This is a genomic window from Amycolatopsis sp. NPDC005961 (genome assembly GCF_040629235.1).
GTDB classification, from domain to species: Bacteria; Actinomycetota; Actinomycetes; order Mycobacteriales; family Pseudonocardiaceae; genus Amycolatopsis; species Amycolatopsis camponoti.
In genome coordinates, this window is the sequence record NZ_JBEXVF010000119.1 from 1 (window position 1) to 18,200 (window position 18,200).

Here is an 18,200-nt window from a genome sequence, read left to right on the forward strand (position 1 = left end):
CTTCTGGGCCCACGCCGTCGCCAAGGGCAACACGACCCGGATCATCGGGCCGAACCCCCGGGGAAGTGCCCGGTCCACCGGGGCCCGTGCACGAAAGGACAACGAATGTCCGAGCACCCCCTTCGCCCGACCCGGCGCGCGGTCCTGGCCGGCACCCTGGGCGCGTTGGGCGCCCTCGCCGCGGCGGGTCCCGTCGCGCGCGCGGCGGACCGGCTACCCCCGATCGGCGGCGCGACGGCACCGGCGGACTGGTCCCGCGCGGTCATCGACTCGACGATGAAGCGCTACACGCCGGCGAAGATCGGCGGCTGGGGCTACACCCTCGGGCTGTACCTCTACGGCCAGTACCTCTTCTACAAGCGCACCGGTGAGCAGAAGTACCTCGACTACATCGTCGCGTGGTACGACCGTTTCATCACCGACAGCGGGATCTCGAACAGCTTCACCAACCTCGACTCGATGCGCTCGTGCCAGATGCTGCCGCTGCTGTTCGCGGAGACGGGCCGCAAGAAGTACAAGACGGCCGCCGACCAGCTGCGCAAGCGGTTCCCGGCCTACCCGCGCACGTCCGACGGCGGCATGTTCCACGCGACGAGCAAGGTCGGCCAGCTGTGGGGCGACGGCGTCTACATGGCCCAGCCGTTCCTCGCGCTGTACGGCGCGGCGTTCGCCGACGGCGGCTACTGCTTCGAGGAGTCGGCGAAGAACCTCGTCGTCTACTTCAGCCACCTGCGCGAACCGGCGAAGGGCCTGCTGTACCACGCCTACGACGAGGACGGCTCCGAGTCGTGGGCGTCCGGCACCGGGCACCACTCGAAGTACCACTGGGCCCGCGCGATCGGCTGGTTCGGCATGGCGGCCATCGACATCCTCGAGGTGCTGCCCGCGAACCACCCGCGGCGGGCGGCGCTGATCGAGATCGTCCAGTTCCTGGCGGCGGGCTACCAGCGCTACCAGGACGCGGCGACCGGCCGCTGGTACCAGGTCGTCGACCGCGGTGGCGACTCGAAGAACTGGCTGGAGACGTCGGCGTCGTCGATGTACACGTTCACGATGGCCCGGGGCGTGCAGCGCGGCTACCTGCCGGCGTCGTACCAGGCGGTCGCGGACCGCGGGTACGCCGGCGTGCTGAAGAAGGTGTCGGTGGGGTCGGACGGCCTGACGAACATCACGGACATCTGCGAGGGCACGAACGTCGGCGACCTGTCGTACTACTACGCCCGCGCCCGCAAGACGAACGACTTCCACGGCCTGGGCGCGTTCCTGATCATGAACGAGCAGTACTCCCACTGACCTCGAGGCGCGCCGCAGAAGGGGCCCCGGCTCACCAGCCGGGGCCCCTTCGTCCGTGCGGAAAGGGGCATCACGCGTGATCGAGGAGGCATCACGCGTGACTGGGAAGGCATCACGCGTGATTGGAGGGCCGACACGCGTGATTGGAGGGTCGACACGCGTGTTTGGAGAGTCGACTCGCGTGATTGGAGGGTCGACACGACGTCGCCGGGCGGTTCCGCCGTGTCGACCCTCTGATCACGAGTGATGCCCCTTCAATCACGAGTGATGCCTCTCCCGACACGCGTGGGGCCCCTTCCCGCTCGCGGGAAGGGGCCCCGGCACGCTGGTCAGCAGGTCGAGGTCGAGCCTGAGGTGTTCAGCCGCAGGGCCGAGCCCGACGTCGTCGCCGAGTTCTTGACGCAGTAGCCCGTCACCGTCTGGAAGCCGATGTCGAACGGGCTCTTCGAGCCCTTCTCCGCCGTGAAGTGGTCGAACGTCACGTCCGAGCTGTTGTTCACGATGCTCGCCGGCCGGCCGTCGTCCTTCGCGAACTCCACCGAGCTGTCCACGAACTTGACGCCCGACGCGTAGTGCACGTACCAGCCGTACGACGGCCGCGTGCCGATGCTCTTCGGGTTGTAGTCCGTCGCGTTGTTGCTCGGGACGCCGGTGCCCGCGGTGCCGTTGCCGCCCGGGACGTTCAGGTGGACGCCGGTGAACGTCACGTCGGAGACGCGGTGGGTGCTGTCCGCGCCCCAGATCGTCGGGCTGAAGTTGGTGCCCGCGTGCGTCCCGGTGACGTTGTCGAACGTGATCCCGCTGATCGAGCCGACGCCCGGCTTGTTGCCGCACCTCTTGCGCGTGCCGATCTTCATCATGATCGGCGAATACGTGCCCGACATCGTGATGTTGCGGTAGTGCACGTCGGAAATCTTCGCGCCGTCCATCGAAACGATACCGAGACCCGATTTGTGGGCGCCGGTGATCGTGATGTCCGAGAACTGGTAACCGGTGAAGTCGCCGCACGTCTCGGAACCGAACATCAGCGCGTTGCAGCAGACCGCCGACAGTTTCGCGCCGGTCACCGTGACGTTCCCGTTCGGCAGTTTCGCGCCGAGCGCGTAGTCGCTCTTGAACACGAGTGCGTCGTCGTTCGCCGCGATGGTGGCATTCGTGATCGTGACGTTCGTCGTGCTGATGATGTTCCAGCCGTCGCGGTCGCTCGCCGTGTCGATCGTCAGCTTGTCGGAGACGACGTTCGTGCAGCCGTTGATCAGCGCCGCGAAGTGGCCGCCTCGGCGCAGCTTGATCCCGGACAGCGTGAGACCATCACAGCGGGTGAGCGAAAGGATCTTGTCGGCCTCGCCGGACTTCGGGTTGCCGGTGATGAGGTTTCCGCCGCCGTCGATCGTGCCGGCGCCGGTGAACCCGATGTTCGTCAGCTTGTCACCGTAGAACATCGCGTTGTGGAAGTGGCTGTGGCCGTAGTCCTGGTAGCTGTCGTTCGGGTTGGACTCGGGCTTGTCGTAACTGTCCGCGCTCGACCCGGTGATCGTCGCGCCCGCGTCCAGCTGGATCGTCACGTTGCTCTTCAGGTGGACCGTGTCGGCCGACTTGTAGTTCCCCGAAGTGAACCGGACGGTACCGCCGCCCGCGGCGTTCGCCGCCGTGATCGCCTTGTCGATGGCGCCGGAATCGTTGGTGGACCCGTTCCCCTTGGCGCCGTAGTCCTTGACGTCGTAAACGCCGCCGGGAGCGGCGGCGGACACCCCCGCACCGGCCACCACCAATGCCGCGACCGCGCAGGAAACCAGCAAGAATCTTTTCACCGTTGACCGCCTTGTCATGATTCGAGCTCGCAATGCTTCGGGAAAGCGGGACATGACGGCGGAGCACTCAGCCTACGAGGGCCGCGAGCGAGGTGTCAAGATCGGCGGGAAAGCGGGGAAAGCCCATTCCCGTGAGGCCCGGGGGACCCGCGCCACCCCCAGTCGGACGCGGGTCCCCCGGTGTTCGTGTGTGGCCGGAAACCGTGGCCGGGCCGCGGCGGGGACACCGGGGCCGGCTCCGGTGTCCTTTCCGGATTCGCAGTCTACCTTCGAAGAGCCCGGTGAAAACGTGCATCCGTCATGGTCCGGACCATGAATTCGTCACGATCCGGGCGGCTCAGGCGAACCCTACTCCGGACGCCAGCAGGTGGAACGCCCGTTCGGCCGCCGCCGCGGCCTCCGGGTGGCGCCGGTCCGCGGGGACGCCGGCCGCGACCGCGTCCATGTTCGCCGTGGCGAGCGTCCGGCGGACCGCCGCGATCTGCGCGGCGGCCAGGCCGGCGTCCGGGGCGGGGACACCGGCCTCGGCGAGCGCGGCGGCCAGCGCCACCTCTCCCGCGGACGCGAACTCCGCGAGCCGCGCGACCAGCGCCGGCGTGCCGGTGACCAGCCGGAACACCGCGAGCACCGCGGGCTCGTCGCACAGGCCGGTGACCGGTGAACGCTCTTCGAGCCCGCGCAGGAACGCCTCCCGCAACGCCGACAGCGCACCCTGCCCCGGCCGCCGCGCGCGGACGATGTCCGCCGCGTCGGTCTCGTGGTCGGCGAACCGGTGCAGCACCAGGTCCTCCTTGGACGGGAAGTAGGCGAAGAGGGTCCGCTTGGACACCTCGGCCACCCGCGCCACCTCGGCGACCCCGACCGCGTCGAAACCGCGGTCGAGGAAGAGCCCGATGGCCGCCGCCGAGATCGCCGCCCGCGTGCGGAGCTTCTTGCGCTCCCGCAGACCCAGTTCTTCGCTCACGTCACTGAGCGTAGCGCCCCGGCGTCAGACCTTCTGCAGGCCAGGCCGTCCTGCTTGCACTACGTAGCTGACATCGTTCTTGATCACGACCGACGCCGGGTCGTAGACGCTGGTGTCGGACGTCGTCATGAAATCGGCTCGCATCTGCCCCGGCGTGGTCGTGACGCGGACGTAGCCGCGCTCGCCCTTGCAGTACTTGACGTGCGGGTTGTTCGCCAGCCAGGCCGCGGTCGGCGGGGTCGCGGTGTCGCTGTTGCTCGTCACCGACGTCGTGACCAGCTCCGAGCCGATCAGCGGGTCGCTGTGGTCGAAGTAGTCGAGCCGCAGGTCGGCGGCCCAGTGCCGGTGGACGTCGCCGGTGAGCACCACCGGGTTGGCGACCTTCCGGTCGACCCAGCCCTGCTGGATCCGGTTCCGGGACGCCTCGTAGCCCTGCCAGGAGTCGGGACTCTCGCAGGTCGCCTTGTCGCCGTCGCCGTCCCGCGTCGCGAAGAAGACCTGCTGGCCGAGGAAGTCCCAGGTGGCCGGGTGCGACTCGAACTGCTTGAGCAGCCACGCTTCTTCGGTGCTGCCGAGGATGCTGCGCGAGGTGTTGCGCATGTCGGTGCAGGCCGGCCCCGCCGAACCGGACGGGTCGGCCACCTGCGCGCTGCGGTACTGGCGCGTGTCGAGCATGTGGAACCGCGCCAGGTTGCCCCACATGAGCTGCCGGTACAGCTGGATCGACGAGCCGTTCGGCTTGGCCGTCGAGCGGATCGGGGTGTGCTCGTAGAAAGCCTGGAACCCGGCGGCCTTGCGCGCGGCGGGCGCGGGCGAGGTGGTGCCGTTCCAGTTGTTCATGACCTCGTGGTCGTCGAAGACCACGACCCAGGGCGCGATCGCGTGCGCGGCCTGCAGGTCGGCGTCGGTCTTGTGCTGGCCGTGGCGGGCGCGGTACAGGGCGAGCGTGGTCGCGTCGTCGGCGACGGCGAGGCTGCGCGGATTGCGCTCCTGCGCGGTGCGGCCCGACTTCTTCTCGTAGATGTAGTCGCCGAGGAACAGCACCAGGTCCGGGTCGTCGGCCACGACGCCCTTGTACGCGTGGTAGTAGCCCTCCTCCCAGTGCTGGCAGGAGGTGAAGCAGTACTTGAGCTGGTTGACCGCGGCACCGGCGGCGGGCGCGGTGCGCGTGCGGCCGACCGGCGAGATGTAACCGGAGCTCTTGAAGCGGTAGAAGTACTCGCGCGCCGGCTGCAGGCCCACCGGTTCGATGTGGACGCTGTGCGCGGACGCGCGGGCCGCGTTCACCGAGCCGGTCTGGACGATCGAGGAGAACGCCTCGTCGTTCGCGATCTCCCAGTCGACCGCGTAGGTCGCGTCCGGCATGCCGCCGTAGCCGTCGGCGTTGAGCGGCGCCGGCGCGAGTCTCGTCCAGAGCACCACGCTGTCGGGAAGCGGATCGCCGGACGCGACGCCGAGCTGGAAGGGGTCGTGGATCGTGGGGGCGGCCGCCGTGGTGCGGGCGTTCGCCCACGACGGCAGCGCCGCCGACGCCGCGGTGGCGGTGACCGCGGCGAGCCCGCCGAGGAGCACCTTGCGCCGGTTGACCTGAACCATGTCGGAATGCCTTTCGGGGAAGGGGAAGACGCGGTCAGGCCGCGAAGTCGGTGATGCCGTCGCTGCAGGACTTCAGGTCCGGCTTGGTGGTCGTGTAGTTCGCGACGCAGACCTTGTAGAACACCCAGCCCCCGTGCGGGACGGTGACGGCCTTGTCGACCTTCGTGCCCTCGCCGCCGGAGTTCCAGACGTAGAACGGCCCGGCGCCGCCCTTGAGCCAGTACGCGACGACGGCCGAGTAGCCGTCGGCATCGGTGTCGTAGACCAGGAAGTGGGAGTCGGACGAGCGGTACTGCCCTTCGCCGGCGCACGCGTCGGCGCACTGGCCGCTGCCCGAACCGACGCCGCAGTCGGGCGCGACCCGCTGGTCGGAGCCGGTGTAGACGTAGGTGTCCGAGATGTACCCGCCGAGCGCGGGAACGTAGTCCCACAACGTGCCCGTGCCGTAGGTCCCGGTCACCGACGTGCCGGTCGTCTGGCAGTCGATGGTGACGGACGCGCCGTTCGCGACGGTCTTGACGGCCGTGGCCCCCGCGGTGGGTGCCCGGCGGACGTTGAGGGGGTCGCCCGCGGTCTTGACGGTGCCGGTCGCCGCGGCCGACGCCTCGATCGCGCCACCCACCGCCAGCGCGCCGACCGTCGCGAGGACGAGCCCAAGACCGGCTATCCGCCGGAGGTTCGAACGCTTCATGGCGGGAGCGTGACCCGGGCTCGTACACGACTCGTACAAAGGTCCGCCACGGCTGCGGGCAGACACTCCGAATGGATCTATCCCCTGAGGTCGAACGGGTCATAGCATCCGCTCATGGGGGAACTCATCGGGCAGGTTGAGGCCACCTCGCTGACGATCCGCGTCCTCGGTCCGCTGGAGGTCACCGCCGCCGGGCAGGTGATCCCGCTCGGCGGGCCGAAGCCCCGGCTGCTGCTGGCCGCGCTGGCGCTGCAGCCGAACGTCGTCGTGTCCGCGGACCTGCTGGTCGAGGTGTTGTGGCCGCAGGCGGCCCCGCGTTCGGCCGCGGCGAACATCCGCACGTACGTCCATTCTCTCCGGAGACGGTTCGCCGAGATCGACCCCGACCTCGGCGAACGGATCAGCAGCCGGGCGTCCGGCTACCTGCTGACCGCGTCGGCCGAAGAGCTGGACCACCTCGCGTTCACGGCGTTGGCCGCCGAAGCGCAGGAAGCGCTCGACCGGGCCGACGCGGAGAGCGCTCTCAAGCTGCTCGACCGGGCCGACGCGCTGTGGCGCGGCGAAGTCCTCGAAGGACTCCCGCACGACCACAGCTGGGGCGCGAGCGTCGCCCGGCTCGCCGAACTCCGGCTTTCGGTGCAGGAACAGCGCCTGCGCGCCCGGATCGACCTCGGCCGCTGCGGCGAGGCCGTCGCCGAGCTGCGCGGCCTGGTCACCGAGCACCCGCTGCGCGAAGAGCTGTGGGCGCAGCTGATCGTCGCGCTGCGCGCCGCCGGCCGGACCGCGGACGCCGTCGAGGCGTACGAGTCGGCCGAGCGCGTGCTGCGCGAAGAGCTCGGCGCCGAGCCGGGCGCGCGGCTGCGGGAGCTGCGCGCGACGCTGGTGACCGAGAGCCTGCCCGCCGGGCGCCCGGCGGACTTCGTCCCGGTCTGCCAGCTGCCGCTCGACCTGCCGGACTTCACCGGCCGCGACGACGTGATCGCCGAGGTCACCGGCTTGCTGCGGGAGCGCGCGGACTCGGGCACGCCCGCGGTGGTCGTGCTCGCCGGCGCCCCCGGCGTCGGGAAGTCGGCGGTCGCCGTCCGGGTCGCGCACGCGGTGCGCGACGACTTCCCCGACGGCCAGCTGCACGTCGACCTGGCCGGCACGTCGTCGTCGCCGCGGGCCCCGATGGGCGTCCTCGCGGAACTGCTGCGCGCGCTCGGCATCCCGGACGCCGGCCTGCCGCGCGAGCCCGCGGAACGCTCGGCGCTGCTGCGCTCGCGGCTGGCGGGACGGCGGATGTGCGTGGTGCTCGACGACGCGGGCAGCGCCGCCCAGGTGCGCCCGCTGCTGCCCGGCGCCGGCGCGTGCGCGGTGCTGGTGACCAGCCGGCTCCGGCTGCCCGGCCTCCCCGGGGCGACGCCGGTCGACGTCGACCTGCTGCCCGAAAACGAAGGCGCGCGGCTGCTGCAGGGCATCGTCGGCGCCGAGCGGGTGGCCGCCGAGCCGGAGAGCGCCGCGGCGATCCTGCGCCAGTGCGGGCACCTGCCGCTGGCGATCCGGGTGGCCGGCGCGAAGCTGACGAACCGGCCGGGCTGGACGCTGCGGCTGCTGGCCGACCGGCTGCGCGACGAGCACCGCCGGCTCGACGAGCTGCGCGTCGGCGACCTCGCCGTCCGCGCGAGCGTGACGCTGTCCTACGACCTGCTGCCGATGTCGGCGGCCACGGCGTTCCGCGGGCTCGGGCTGCTCGGGCCGGTGCAGTTCCCGGCGTGGGCGGTCGCGGCCGTGCTGGGCCGCCGCGAGGCCGAGGACGTCCTCGACGTGCTGGTCGACGGCCACCTCGTCGAGCTCGTCGGCTCCGACTCGGCCGGGCAGCCGCGCTACCGGCTGCACGATCTGTTGCGCGTGTACGCGGTGGAGCTGGCGGAGCAGAGTGACGCGGCGAAGACGCGCGCGGCGCTTCGCCGGGTTCTCGAGGGATACCTGGCGCTCGCCCTGGAAGCCGCGCGGCGGATGCCGTTGCACTTCTTCGGCATGTACTGCGACGACGAGCTGCCGCGCCCGGCCGTGCCCGCCGACGTGCTGCCCGACGACCCGGCGGCGTGGTTCGCGGCCGAGCGGCACACGAGCGTCGCGGCGGTCTCGCTGGCCGCTTCGCACGGCTTCGACGACTTGGCGTGGCAGCTGGCGTCGGCGTTGACGCCGTACTTCGACCTGCGCGGCCACCAGGACGACTGGCACAGCACCCACACGATCGCGCTCGAGGCGGCCCGCCGGACCGGTTCGCTGCGCGGGGAGGCGATCGTCCAGCGCAATCTCGGTCAGTACCTGCTTTACCAGGACGAATACGCGGGTTCGCGAGTGGCGTTCGCGGAGTCGAAGGCGCTGTTCGAGCGGGTCGGCGACGCGCAGGGCGTGGCCATCGCGCTGACCGGGCTGGCCACGATCCTGCGCATCGACGGCCAGGACGGCCTGGCGCTCGACCACTGCCACGAAGCGCTGAAGCTGTTCGCCGAGGAAGGCGACCCGAACGGCGAAGCGGTGGCCCGCCTGGGCGCGGGCGCGGTCTGGATGTCGCGCGGCTGCTACGCGGCGGCGAAGCGCTGGTTCACCGACGCGCTGGAGCTGTCGGCGGCGATCGGCGACCGCCACCGCGAGGCGCACGCGTACAAGCGGCTGGGGCTGCTGTTCCAGCACCAGGGCAACCTCGCGGCGGCGCGCGAGCACGTCGACCAGGCGATCGCGATCTTCACCGACCTCGGCGACGACCACTGCGTGGGGTACGCGAACCAGAACCTCGGGGAGCTGTGCTTGCACAGCGGGGATTTCGCGCACGCGCAGCTGTTGCTGGTGAACTCCCTTTCGGTGCACCGGCGCAACGGCGACCGGCGCTCGGAGGCCGAGGTGTCGCAGCTGCTCGGCGAGCTGCACCGGGCGTTGTCGCAGCCGGAGCGGTCGCGGGACTATTCGGAGCGCGCGCTGGCGATCTGGCGGGAGCTTTCGTCGCGGCCGCCGGAGCCCGCGACCTCGGTGGAGGAGCCCCCGCACATCGTTTCGGCCTGACCCACGCACTGCTTGTACGGATCATGTACGCCACCCCGTCAGTCTTTCGCCACGTTCGAGTGAACGAGTGCGAGAGGAGAACCGGGGATGATCCGGATCAAGAAAGCCGGCCGCGTGACCGCGGCGGTTCTGGCCGCCGGGGCGGTGACGGCGCTGGCCGGAGCACCCGCCCAGGCCGCGACCACCACCAGTGGCGCGAGCTGGCAGGAAAACGTGTCCACTGTGGACTTCGACGACGTCAACGTCACCGGTGCGGGCGGAACCCTGACCCTGGCCGACGCCGCGTGGCACAGAACCGCGCAGGTGTTCGCCGGCAGTGAAGGCAGCTTCATCACCGCCGAGCACGCGCTGGGCACCCCGGCGAACCGCGTCAGCGCGGAGCTGTCCGCCGACACCCCGAAGGGCACCGCGGTCGAAGTCGACGTCCGCGGCCGCACCGGGGTGAACGACTGGACCGAGTGGACGCCCGCCGGCACGGCGTTCAAGACCGCCGTCAGCGTCGTGCAGGCGCGGGTCAGCCTGCACAGCGACACCGACGGCGTCCGCCCGGCCGTCAAGGGCCTCGGGCTGAGCGCCGACAGCGCCCCGCAGGTGAACGCGCTCGCCGCGACGGCCGCGCTGACCTACAAGATCTACGCCACCCGCGAAGGTCTCGTCGGCGGCACCACCGCGAACGGCCACGTCATCACCAGCCGCGACCACTTCGTCGCGCTGCCGTCCGGCCGCGGGCTCTCCCCGAAGGCGTCCGGCTCCTACAGCGTCCGCGTCTGCAAGTCCGACAACAGCCGCTGCGAGTACGCGCCGGTGTGGGACGTCGGCCCGTGGAACACCAAGGACGACTACTGGAACCCGGCTTCGGTGCGCTACGAGTACAAGGACCTCCCGCAGGGCCAGCCCGAGGCCTACGCCGCCTACCACAACGGTTACAACGGCGGCAAGGACGACCTCGGCTACAAGGTCGGCAACCCGGCCGGCATCGACCTCGGCGACGGCGTCTTCTACGACGGGCTCGGCATGTCGGACAACGGGAACGTGAACGTCACCTACCTGTGGACCGGCACCGGCCCGACCGGCACGGTGAAGACCGCGGGCGACCCGATGAACGTGCGGGCGAGCGCGAGCACCTCGGCCGCCGTCAAGGGTCTCGCGGCGAACTACGCCCGGGTCAACATCGAGTGCTACGTCCTGGGCGACAGCGTCACCGGCACGTTCGGCACCAGCACCATCTGGGACCGGATCGGCCCGAACAACTACGTCTCGGACACGTACCTGCAGACCGGCTCCGACGAACCGGTCGCGCCCCTGTGCTGAACCGCGGCTCGATCGAGCCCCGAGGTTCGCGTGGTTGACTGCCCTCATCCCCGCGAGAGAAGCGAAGGCCCGGTGTCCCCCGCCGGGCCTTCGCCCTTTCCGGGGTATTCCGCTCACCGGTCCATCATTCACATTCATGAACTAATGTCCGCCCGCTGTACACGTCGTGACGATTGTGAAAAACTCCGGGCACCTGGAGCATTTCCCCACACGGAATGGCGGGCACCTGTGAGCGTTACCCGGAGAACCCTGCTGACCACCGCGGCCGGTGCCGCGGTGGCGGTGAGCGCCAGCACTTCCACGACCGCTTCCGCGGCCTCCCCCGATGCCTCCGACCAGGCATCCGTCACCCGGACGCTCCGCCAAGCGGCCGACTACGCGGTCGCCAAGCTGCGTGCGGTGGCCCCCGGCGTCACCGCGTTTCCGGTCGGCACGAAGTTCGAGAAATGGACCTATTCGCAGAATGGCGACTGGGTCGGCGGATTCTGGCCCGGCCAGTTGTGGCTGGCGTACCTGCACAGCGGCGACGAACAATTCAAGACCCTCGCCCTGGCGTCCGCGGAGAAACTCGCGCCGCGGCAGAACGACACCGGCACGCACGACCTCGGTTTCCTCTTCTACCCGTCGTGGGTCACCGCGTGGCGGCTGACCGGCGACGACAAGTGGCGGGCGGGCGCGGTGCAGGCCGCGTCGTCGCTGATCAAGCGCTACAACCCGGCCGGCGGGTTCATCCGCGCCTGGGGCGCGCTCACCGATCCCAAGGACGCGGGCCGCGTCATCATGGACACGATGATGAACCTCGACCTGCTGGCGTTCGCCACCAAGCAGTCCGGGGACCCGCGGTACCTCGAAATCGCCGTGGCGCACGCGAAGACCGCGCAGAAGAACTTCGTCCGCCCGGACGGGTCCACTCCCCACGTCTTCGACTTCGACCCGGTGACCGGCGCGCCGATCGGGCCGAACACGGTGCAGGGCTACAGCCCGGCGTCCTGCTGGTCTCGCGGGCAGGCGTGGGGCATCTACGGCTTCACGACCATCCACCGCCGCACCGGCGACCAGGAGTTCCTGGCCACCGCCCGGAAACTCGCGGACTTCGCCCTGGCACACCTGACGCCCGACCACGTGCCGGTGTGGGACTACCTCGCGCCCCAGGCGCCGGACGACGTCAAGGACGCCTCCGCCGGCGTGATCATGGCCTGCGGCCTGCTCGACCTCGCGGAGCTCACCCACCGCTCGCAGTACCGCGACAGCGCGCTGCGGATCCTGTCGGCGATCTCGCGGACCTGCCTGACGACGAAGTCCACCCGGGCCGAGGCGAGCGTCGCGCGCTGCACCCGCAACCGGCCGGCCGAGGACGGCATCGAGGTGTCGCTCCCCTACGCCGACTATTACCTGCTGGAAGGCGTCCTGCGGGTGCTCGACCGGCGGAAGGTCGACCGCGCCGTCGACCTCTCGAGCGTCTGACCCGCCGGGGAGGCCGCCACCTCCCCCGTCAGTGCTGGTGGTGCGCGTGCACCTTCGCGTGGCCGAGGCCGCGCCCGATCATCCACTTGTTCACCGGCACCGTGACGACGAACGCGATGGTTAGCGAAAGCACCAGCGCCAGCCAGAAGAGGAAGCTGGCGAGGCCGGCGTTCATCGCCCCCGGGATCGCCACGACGACCGTGTTGTCGATCAGCTCCATCACGGCGATCGACACCGTGTCCGCGGCCAGCGCGACCTTGAACGCCGCCGCCGCGGGCAGGCCCGACTTCAGCACGCCCCGCATGGTCAGGCCGTAGCCGAAGACGAACGCCAGGACGATCGACAGGACGACGGTGGCCGCGTTGTGCAGGCCGAACGCCGTGCCGAGGACCATCCCGAGCACCTCACCGATCGCACAGCCGGTCAGGCAGTGCAGGGTCGCCTGGATCGCTGTCGCCCACGAAGCTCCGTGCTGTTCGCTCATGCCTGCCACTATACCCCCAAGGGGTATCAACGCGCTGCCTGACGCGTCAGCTTGCAGCAGTGGGTGACACTGGGACGAGTAGTCGTCACTCACCGTGCCCGACACCGCCGACCAGGCGAATCCCGCCAGAAACCCACCAGGTAGAACTCGCTTCCGTAACCCTTTGCGCACATCCCGTTGACCACCGTTACGCGGGGCCCTACCTTCGCCCTTGGTCTCCACCGCGCGCAGACCGTTCGAAAGTCCCGAGGAATGGGTGGGGATGCGAGGGCCGACGAAGACGTTCCGGCTGGTCGCGACGCTGCTGCTGGGTGCGGCGCTCGCGCTCGGGGGCTGCTCGGACCAGCTGGGCAGCGCCCCGGCACCGACGCCGACGCGGATCGCGTTCGTGCCCAAGGTCGACGGCATCCCGTACTTCCAGGCGATGAACACCGGCGGCCTCGAAGCGGCGAAGCAGCTGGGCGTGCAGTGGTCCATGGTCGGCCCGAAGACCGTCGACCCCGCCGACCAGGTCACCATCGTGCGCGACCTGATCGCGAAGAAGACCGACGTCATCGTCGTCGCGCCGAACGACCCGGCCGCGCTCGCGCCGGCCATCGCCGAGGCGCGCGCGAAGGGCATCCACGTGCTCACTTCGGACACCGACGCGCCCGGGACGCAGCGCGAGGTGTTCGTCAACCAGGCCAGCGCCGAGGGCATCGGCGCCGCGCTCACCGACGCGCTGATGAAGCGGACCGGCGGCACCGGCAAGTACGCGATCGTCTCGTGCGGCCCGGCCGCGGCGAACCTCAACACCTGGATCTCGGTCCAGAAGACCTACACGGCCGCGCACTACCCGAAGGCGCAGCTCGTCGAAACCGTGTACGCGGGCGAAGACCAGGACAACGCGACGAACCTCGCCAAGGAGCTGATGGCCCGCCACCCGGACCTCAACGGCATGGTCGGCGAGTGCACGACGTCCGCGCCCGGCGTCGCGAAGGCCGTCCAGGAGCAGCAGAAGATCGGCCAGGTGTTCACCGTCGGCATCGGGACACCCCAGTCGATCAAGCCGTACCTGCTCGACGGCTCGTGCTCGCAGTCCGTGCTGTGGAACGTCGAGTCGCTCGGCTACCTGACCGCGTGGACGGCGAAGCAGGTCGCCGACGGCAAGCAGCTGAGCGCGTTCAACAAGGTGAGCCTGGAGTTGCCGGCGGTGAAGTACGACCCCGAGTCGAAAACCGTCCTGCTGGGCGATCCGCTGCTCATCACCGCCGACAACGTCGACCAGTTCAAGTACTGACGGGCTACCGCACGTCGATCGTGACCGTCGCGGTGCTCGTCACCGCCGGGAGCTTCGTCGTGTCGACCGCGAGGTACTCGCCGTCGTCCTGGCGGCCGTCCGGCAGCGTCTTCGAGTGCAGCGCGTACGGCGGGGCCGCGTTCGTCACGCCGTCGATGCCGAAGTCGTTGTCGTTGCTGATCACGAGGGTCCGGCCGCCGTCGGTCGTCGCGACGCCCTCGACCTTGTCGTGGCCGAAGAAGCCGCCGCTCGGGTCCAGGCTCGTGACGAGGGCACCGAGGTCGAGGAACAGCTTCTTGCTCACCGGCGTGATCCCGGCGGCGGCGAGGTCCTTCGTCGCCTCGGCCGTCGTGTCCTTGCCGACGTAGGCGTCGATGCTCTTGCCGCCGACGAGCAGGCCGCCCTTGACGGCGTCGTACCCGGCGGCCTTCGGGCCGACGTCGGTGGCGCCGGTCAGGTCGATCTCGTAGAGCTTCTTGAAGGCGCCCGGTTCCGGCTTTCCGTCACGCTCGTCCACCAGGAAGCGCGTCGCCGAGAGCGCGGTGATCTCGCTGACCGCGGTGCTCGTCCTGTCCGGGTCGTCGAGCAGGTAGAGGTACTCGTGGGTGGCACGGGTGCGCAGGTCGACGGTGACGATCCGCAGCGTGGTGACGTTGCCCGGCTTCTTCGTCAGGTCCGGCTGCTGCAGCGCCGACTGCATGACGCCGACGAGCGTCCGGCCGTCCGGGGTGAGCGCGAGACCCTCCATGCCCTTGTTGGGCACGCGGTACTTCAGTTCGGCGGGCAGCGAGCCGTCGAACGGCGACAGCCGCTCGAGCGCGCGGCCGTCACGGCCGAAGTGGGTGATGAAGGGACCGTACTCGTCGGAGACCCAGAAGGTGCCGTCCTTCTGCGCGACAAGGCCTTCGGAGTCGTAGCCGTTCGCCGACTTCGGCAGGACGTTCCCGTTCAGGTCGACGATCTTCTCGCCGGTGTCGGCGAGCGGGCTGACCTGGCCGTTGTACGGCGTGCCGTCCTCCGCGCGCAACGGGATGGTCTTCTCCAGCACGGCCTTGCCGTGCCGGAGCCGGAACTTCCCGGTGGCGGGGGTGAAGGCGGGCAGCGGCTCGATCTTGCCGCCGTCGGGCGCGTCGACGTTCGGGCCGCGATCGGTGAGGCCGTAGAACTCGTCCTTCTCGCCGGGCACGGGCGTGAGCGCGGAGCCGTACGCCCCGCCCTTGAGCTGCACGCCGCCGATGGTGGCCAGCGGCGCGAGGGCCGTCGGGTAGAGCTTCACGGCGTCGGAAACGGTGTAGGTGAAGGAATCCCGGCCGGTGAAGCCGGGCGCGGGGGTGTAGCGGAGGGTGCCGTCGGCGGCGAGGTCGACGGTCCCGTGCGCGGCGGCGGTGTGCCGGACGACGGCGGTGGCGCGGTCGTTGCCGAGCACGTCCGCGGTCAGGCTCCGCCCGGCGTGGGTGCGGAAGTGGTCGTCCTTCGCCCGCGGCCCGTGGTCGTGCGCCTCGGCCGGACCGGCGGCCAGTGGCAGGGCCAGCACCCCGGCGACCAGGGCGATCGTTACCCGCTTCATCCCGTTTCTCCTCCTCCGGCGCGTGGACCGCGCCGGAGGAGGAGTCTTCGTGGCCGAAGTGGACGCCGGCTGGCATCGAGGAGGCCGGGACGTTAACGGTGCGACCGGCGGGTCTGCCGCGGCCGGCCACCAGGTCAGCGGTGGCGTCGGACGTGGCCTGCCGCCGCCCCGCCGCCCAGCACCAGGATCAGTGCCGTCAGTCCCCACCGGCGCTTCTCCTGCGTCTTCACCGCGGTGCCTTCGACCACCGGCTCCGGCGTCGGCGTCGGCTGCACGTGCCGCTTCGACGGTGGCGGGGGCAGCTCCACGGCCCTCGGCGTAGGCGTGGCCACCGGAGGCGGGGTCGGCGCCGGGGTCGCGGCCACCGCTGCCGGCTGCTCCACCGGTGGCGGCCGCGACGGCGGTGGTGGCTCCCGCACCGGCACCGGCGCCGGCGTGGCCGACGGCGTCGGTGCCGGGGTCGTCGAGTTCGGCGGCGGCGTCTCGGAAGGCGGCGTGTTCGGCGGGATGGGCGGGCTCGACGTCGGTGTCTGCGAGACGGTCGTGGGCGGAGGCGGCGGAGTGGCCTCGGCGAAACACCCGGCCGCGTCCCCGCTCACCAGCGTCGGGCCGGTCGACACCTCCACCGCCGGGCCCGAACCGTCGCGAGGCACCCGGTAGGTCACGCTCCGGCGCCCGTCCCGGTTGGCCGTCGCGTAGATCGCTTCGGGTCCGAGCACCACCGATCCGTACGCGCCCCCGGGCGGGAACCGCAGCCCGGGCACCACCGCGACCTTCCCCGTCGCCGGGTCCAGCGTCACCACCGAGCTGTCCCCGCGCGAGGTCGTCGAGACGCCGTACAGCAAGCCGGAAGACGAGTCGTACGCGAAGTCGTCGACCCCCACCGCGAGCGACACCGGCCGCAGCGCCGTCCGGTGCACCACGCGCACGTAGTCCGCGGACGCCGGGTCGATGTCCACTGTGTACAGGTCGCTGTCCTGCCTCACGTACCAGCGGTTCCCGGCGATCGCACCCGCCGTCGCACCGGTGACCTGACTCCACGCCGGACGCGGCGAGCCCGCGCGGCCGACGATGCCGAGGTCCGCCACGGTGCCCGACGCGTCGATCCGCACCGCGTGCGAACCGTGGTCGTACCGGCCGCCGCGCGTTCCGTCGGCGACGCCGTACACGACGTCCTGCGCGGCCGAGTACCCCATCGCGTTGATCCAATAGCCCGCCTGCGTCAGGCGTTTCGTCGCCCCGCCGGGCAGGGACAGCAGCCGCAACGTCGTCGGCGCGCCGTCGCGTTCGTTCTCCGCCTGGAGGATCGTGCAGACGCCCGGGTCCTGGGCCGCCGGGTCCCGGTACCGCGGTGACGCGGGCGCGAGCCAGCCCGTCGCCGCGAGCAGGGCCGACACCGCCGCGGCCACGCCGAGCATCGCCGCCCAGCGGGCCCGCCCGCCGGTCAAGCCAGCCTGGCCAGCGCGCCGGTGAAGGCGTCCGCCGGGATCTTCGCGCCCCCGCTGAACGGGTTCTGGAGCTGGTAGATCGCGAACAGCAGCAACGTGATCGTGCCGGCCAGGGTGGAGACGATGATGATGTGCGCGGCCAGCCGCGTGCCGCCGAAGAGGTTGGGCAGCAGGATCGCGGTGATCAGGCTGCCGAGGATCAGCGCGAACCAGACGACGGCCCCGACCCCGCCGCCGCCCGCGTTGTTCAGCCGCTGCGTACGGGCCTGGTAGACCGACCAGAGCTGGTTGCTGGCCTCGGTCTTGCGGTCGATCTGCCAGTCGCCGTCGACCTCGGCGGCCGCGACGGCCTGGCGCATCTGGTCCAGCTGCGTCCAGCCCGTGGCGGGGATCTCGCTGCCGTCGCCGAGGCGCGGCCACTCCTGCTGCTCGACGGTCCGCGCGTACGCGACGGCGAGCTGGTGCACCCGGTCCTTCGTCTCGGCGGGCAGGGCGTCGGCCGCCCAGGTCGCCGCGATCAGGCTGTCCGCCTCGGTCTGCGCGTCCTGGGTCGCGCCGCCGACCGAGTCGAACAGCGAGATGAGCACGAACGCGACGAGCACCGCGTGCAGCCCGCCGACGATGGTGAACACCTGGCCCGCCGCGTCGTTGTTGTCCGGCCGCCCCTCGTCCCAGCCGAACCGGCGGACCAGGTACGCGATCACGCCCCCGACGAGGGCCGCGCCGGCCACCCACAGACCGCCGGCCACGAAGATGTTCATCCACGTCCTTTCCCACCGGACGGATTCACCGCCGGATCGCTCAAGTTAGTCATCCGTTTTCGGGCGGACAACCGGGAATTGTTCGGTTCATCCGAGTGGCCTCACCCAGGCCGCGACCATAGCCGGTTCGGCGCAGTTCACCGGCACCGGGGCGGCCGGCCTCGCTCCCCACCGCGACGACGAATTCCCCTTATGGCCTGCGATCTTCTCGACCGGGTGACGACCGCGAACGGCGGGTGATGACCGGCGAGCGCCGACGGGACGAGGGTGCCCGAAACGACCGGAAACCAACCAGGTGAATATCCCGTCGACCCGATCGTGTCATTGTGCGGCCGCACGCCGTTGCTATGTTGATTCTTCGTTGCCAGCCTCGGGCATTCCCGGCTTCCGAATGATTGGGTGGTTCTCGTTGTGACTGTCACCGACCCGGTGGACACCGACCAGGCACCGCTGAGCCTCGGCCGGGCCGCGGCCCGCACCCTG

The 18,200-nt window shown here is 70.7% G+C and carries 13 protein-coding genes; 5 read left to right on the forward strand and 8 right to left on the reverse strand.

Going from position 1 to position 18,200, the window contains the following annotated elements:
• The first annotated feature begins 105 nt into the window (after positions 1-105).
• Positions 106-1,293 carry a glycoside hydrolase family 88 protein gene (locus tag ABZ342_RS47125; RefSeq protein WP_360488115.1) on the forward strand — a complete coding sequence of 396 codons (1,188 nt, stop codon included), beginning with the start codon at positions 106-108 and terminating at the stop codon, positions 1,291-1,293.
• A 329-nt stretch (positions 1,294-1,622) separates the two neighbouring features.
• Here ABZ342_RS47125 and ABZ342_RS47130 read toward each other — a convergent pair whose 3' ends face one another.
• The 4 genes from ABZ342_RS47130 to ABZ342_RS47145 all read right to left on the reverse strand — a co-directional run bounded on the left by ABZ342_RS47130 (position 1,623) and on the right by ABZ342_RS47145 (position 6,355).
• The gene (locus ABZ342_RS47130) at positions 1,623-3,104 is read right to left on the reverse strand and encodes a glycosyl hydrolase family 28 protein (RefSeq protein ID WP_360488118.1); all 1,482 of its coding nucleotides are present in this window, start codon (positions 3,102-3,104) and stop codon (positions 1,623-1,625) included.
• A 337-nt stretch (positions 3,105-3,441) separates the two neighbouring features.
• The gene (locus ABZ342_RS47135; RefSeq protein ID WP_360488121.1) at positions 3,442-4,068 is read right to left on the reverse strand and encodes a TetR family transcriptional regulator; all 627 of its coding nucleotides are present in this window, start codon (positions 4,066-4,068) and stop codon (positions 3,442-3,444) included.
• Positions 4,069-4,092: 24 nt separating this feature from the next.
• Positions 4,093-5,664, reverse strand: a complete 1,572-nt coding sequence (locus tag ABZ342_RS47140; RefSeq protein WP_360488124.1) for an alkaline phosphatase D family protein — start codon at positions 5,662-5,664, stop codon at positions 4,093-4,095.
• A 34-nt stretch (positions 5,665-5,698) separates the two neighbouring features.
• Positions 5,699-6,355, reverse strand: a complete 657-nt coding sequence (locus tag ABZ342_RS47145; RefSeq protein ID WP_360488127.1) for a hypothetical protein — start codon at positions 6,353-6,355, stop codon at positions 5,699-5,701.
• A 114-nt stretch (positions 6,356-6,469) separates the two neighbouring features.
• Here ABZ342_RS47145 and ABZ342_RS47150 point away from each other — a divergent pair, with 114 nt between their 5' ends.
• The 3 genes from ABZ342_RS47150 (at position 6,470) to ABZ342_RS47160 (ending at position 12,178) form a co-directional block, all read left to right on the forward strand.
• Positions 6,470-9,403, forward strand: coding sequence for a BTAD domain-containing putative transcriptional regulator (locus ABZ342_RS47150; protein WP_360488130.1), 2,934 nt, complete (start codon positions 6,470-6,472; stop codon positions 9,401-9,403).
• 87 nt (positions 9,404-9,490) lie between these two features.
• Positions 9,491-10,714 carry a hypothetical protein gene (locus tag ABZ342_RS47155; protein ID WP_360488133.1) on the forward strand — a complete coding sequence of 408 codons (1,224 nt, stop codon included), beginning with the start codon at positions 9,491-9,493 and terminating at the stop codon, positions 10,712-10,714.
• Positions 10,715-10,942: 228 nt separating this feature from the next.
• Positions 10,943-12,178, forward strand: a complete 1,236-nt coding sequence (locus ABZ342_RS47160) for a glucuronyl hydrolase (RefSeq protein WP_360488136.1) — start codon at positions 10,943-10,945, stop codon at positions 12,176-12,178.
• A 28-nt stretch (positions 12,179-12,206) separates the two neighbouring features.
• On the opposite strand, the gene ABZ342_RS47165 is transcribed toward ABZ342_RS47160, so the two are convergent.
• Entirely contained in the window at positions 12,207-12,662 is a 456-nt protein-coding gene (locus tag ABZ342_RS47165; RefSeq protein ID WP_360488139.1) for a DUF4396 domain-containing protein, read from the reverse strand.
• Positions 12,663-12,924: 262 nt separating this feature from the next.
• Here ABZ342_RS47165 and ABZ342_RS47170 point away from each other — a divergent pair, with 262 nt between their 5' ends.
• Positions 12,925-13,941 (forward strand): autoinducer 2 ABC transporter substrate-binding protein, encoded by a 1,017-nt coding sequence (locus tag ABZ342_RS47170; RefSeq protein WP_196425488.1) that lies wholly within the window; start codon positions 12,925-12,927, stop codon positions 13,939-13,941.
• Positions 13,942-13,945: 4 nt separating this feature from the next.
• Here the strand turns inward: ABZ342_RS47170 and ABZ342_RS47175 are convergent, their stop codons facing one another.
• The 3 genes from ABZ342_RS47175 to ABZ342_RS47185 all read right to left on the reverse strand — a co-directional run bounded on the left by ABZ342_RS47175 (position 13,946) and on the right by ABZ342_RS47185 (position 17,717).
• Positions 13,946-15,508 (reverse strand): esterase-like activity of phytase family protein, encoded by a 1,563-nt coding sequence (locus ABZ342_RS47175; RefSeq protein WP_360488142.1) that lies wholly within the window; start codon positions 15,506-15,508, stop codon positions 13,946-13,948.
• 134 nt (positions 15,509-15,642) lie between these two features.
• On the reverse strand, positions 15,643-16,956 hold the full coding sequence (locus ABZ342_RS47180) for a hypothetical protein (RefSeq protein ID WP_360488145.1): 1,314 nt from the start codon (positions 16,954-16,956) through the stop codon (positions 15,643-15,645).
• Positions 16,953-17,717 carry a DUF4239 domain-containing protein gene (locus tag ABZ342_RS47185; protein WP_155544907.1) on the reverse strand — a complete coding sequence of 255 codons (765 nt, stop codon included), beginning with the start codon at positions 17,715-17,717 and terminating at the stop codon, positions 16,953-16,955. The genes ABZ342_RS47180 and ABZ342_RS47185 overlap by 4 nt, the downstream gene beginning before the upstream one ends.
• Positions 17,718-18,200: the final 483 nt, after the last annotated feature.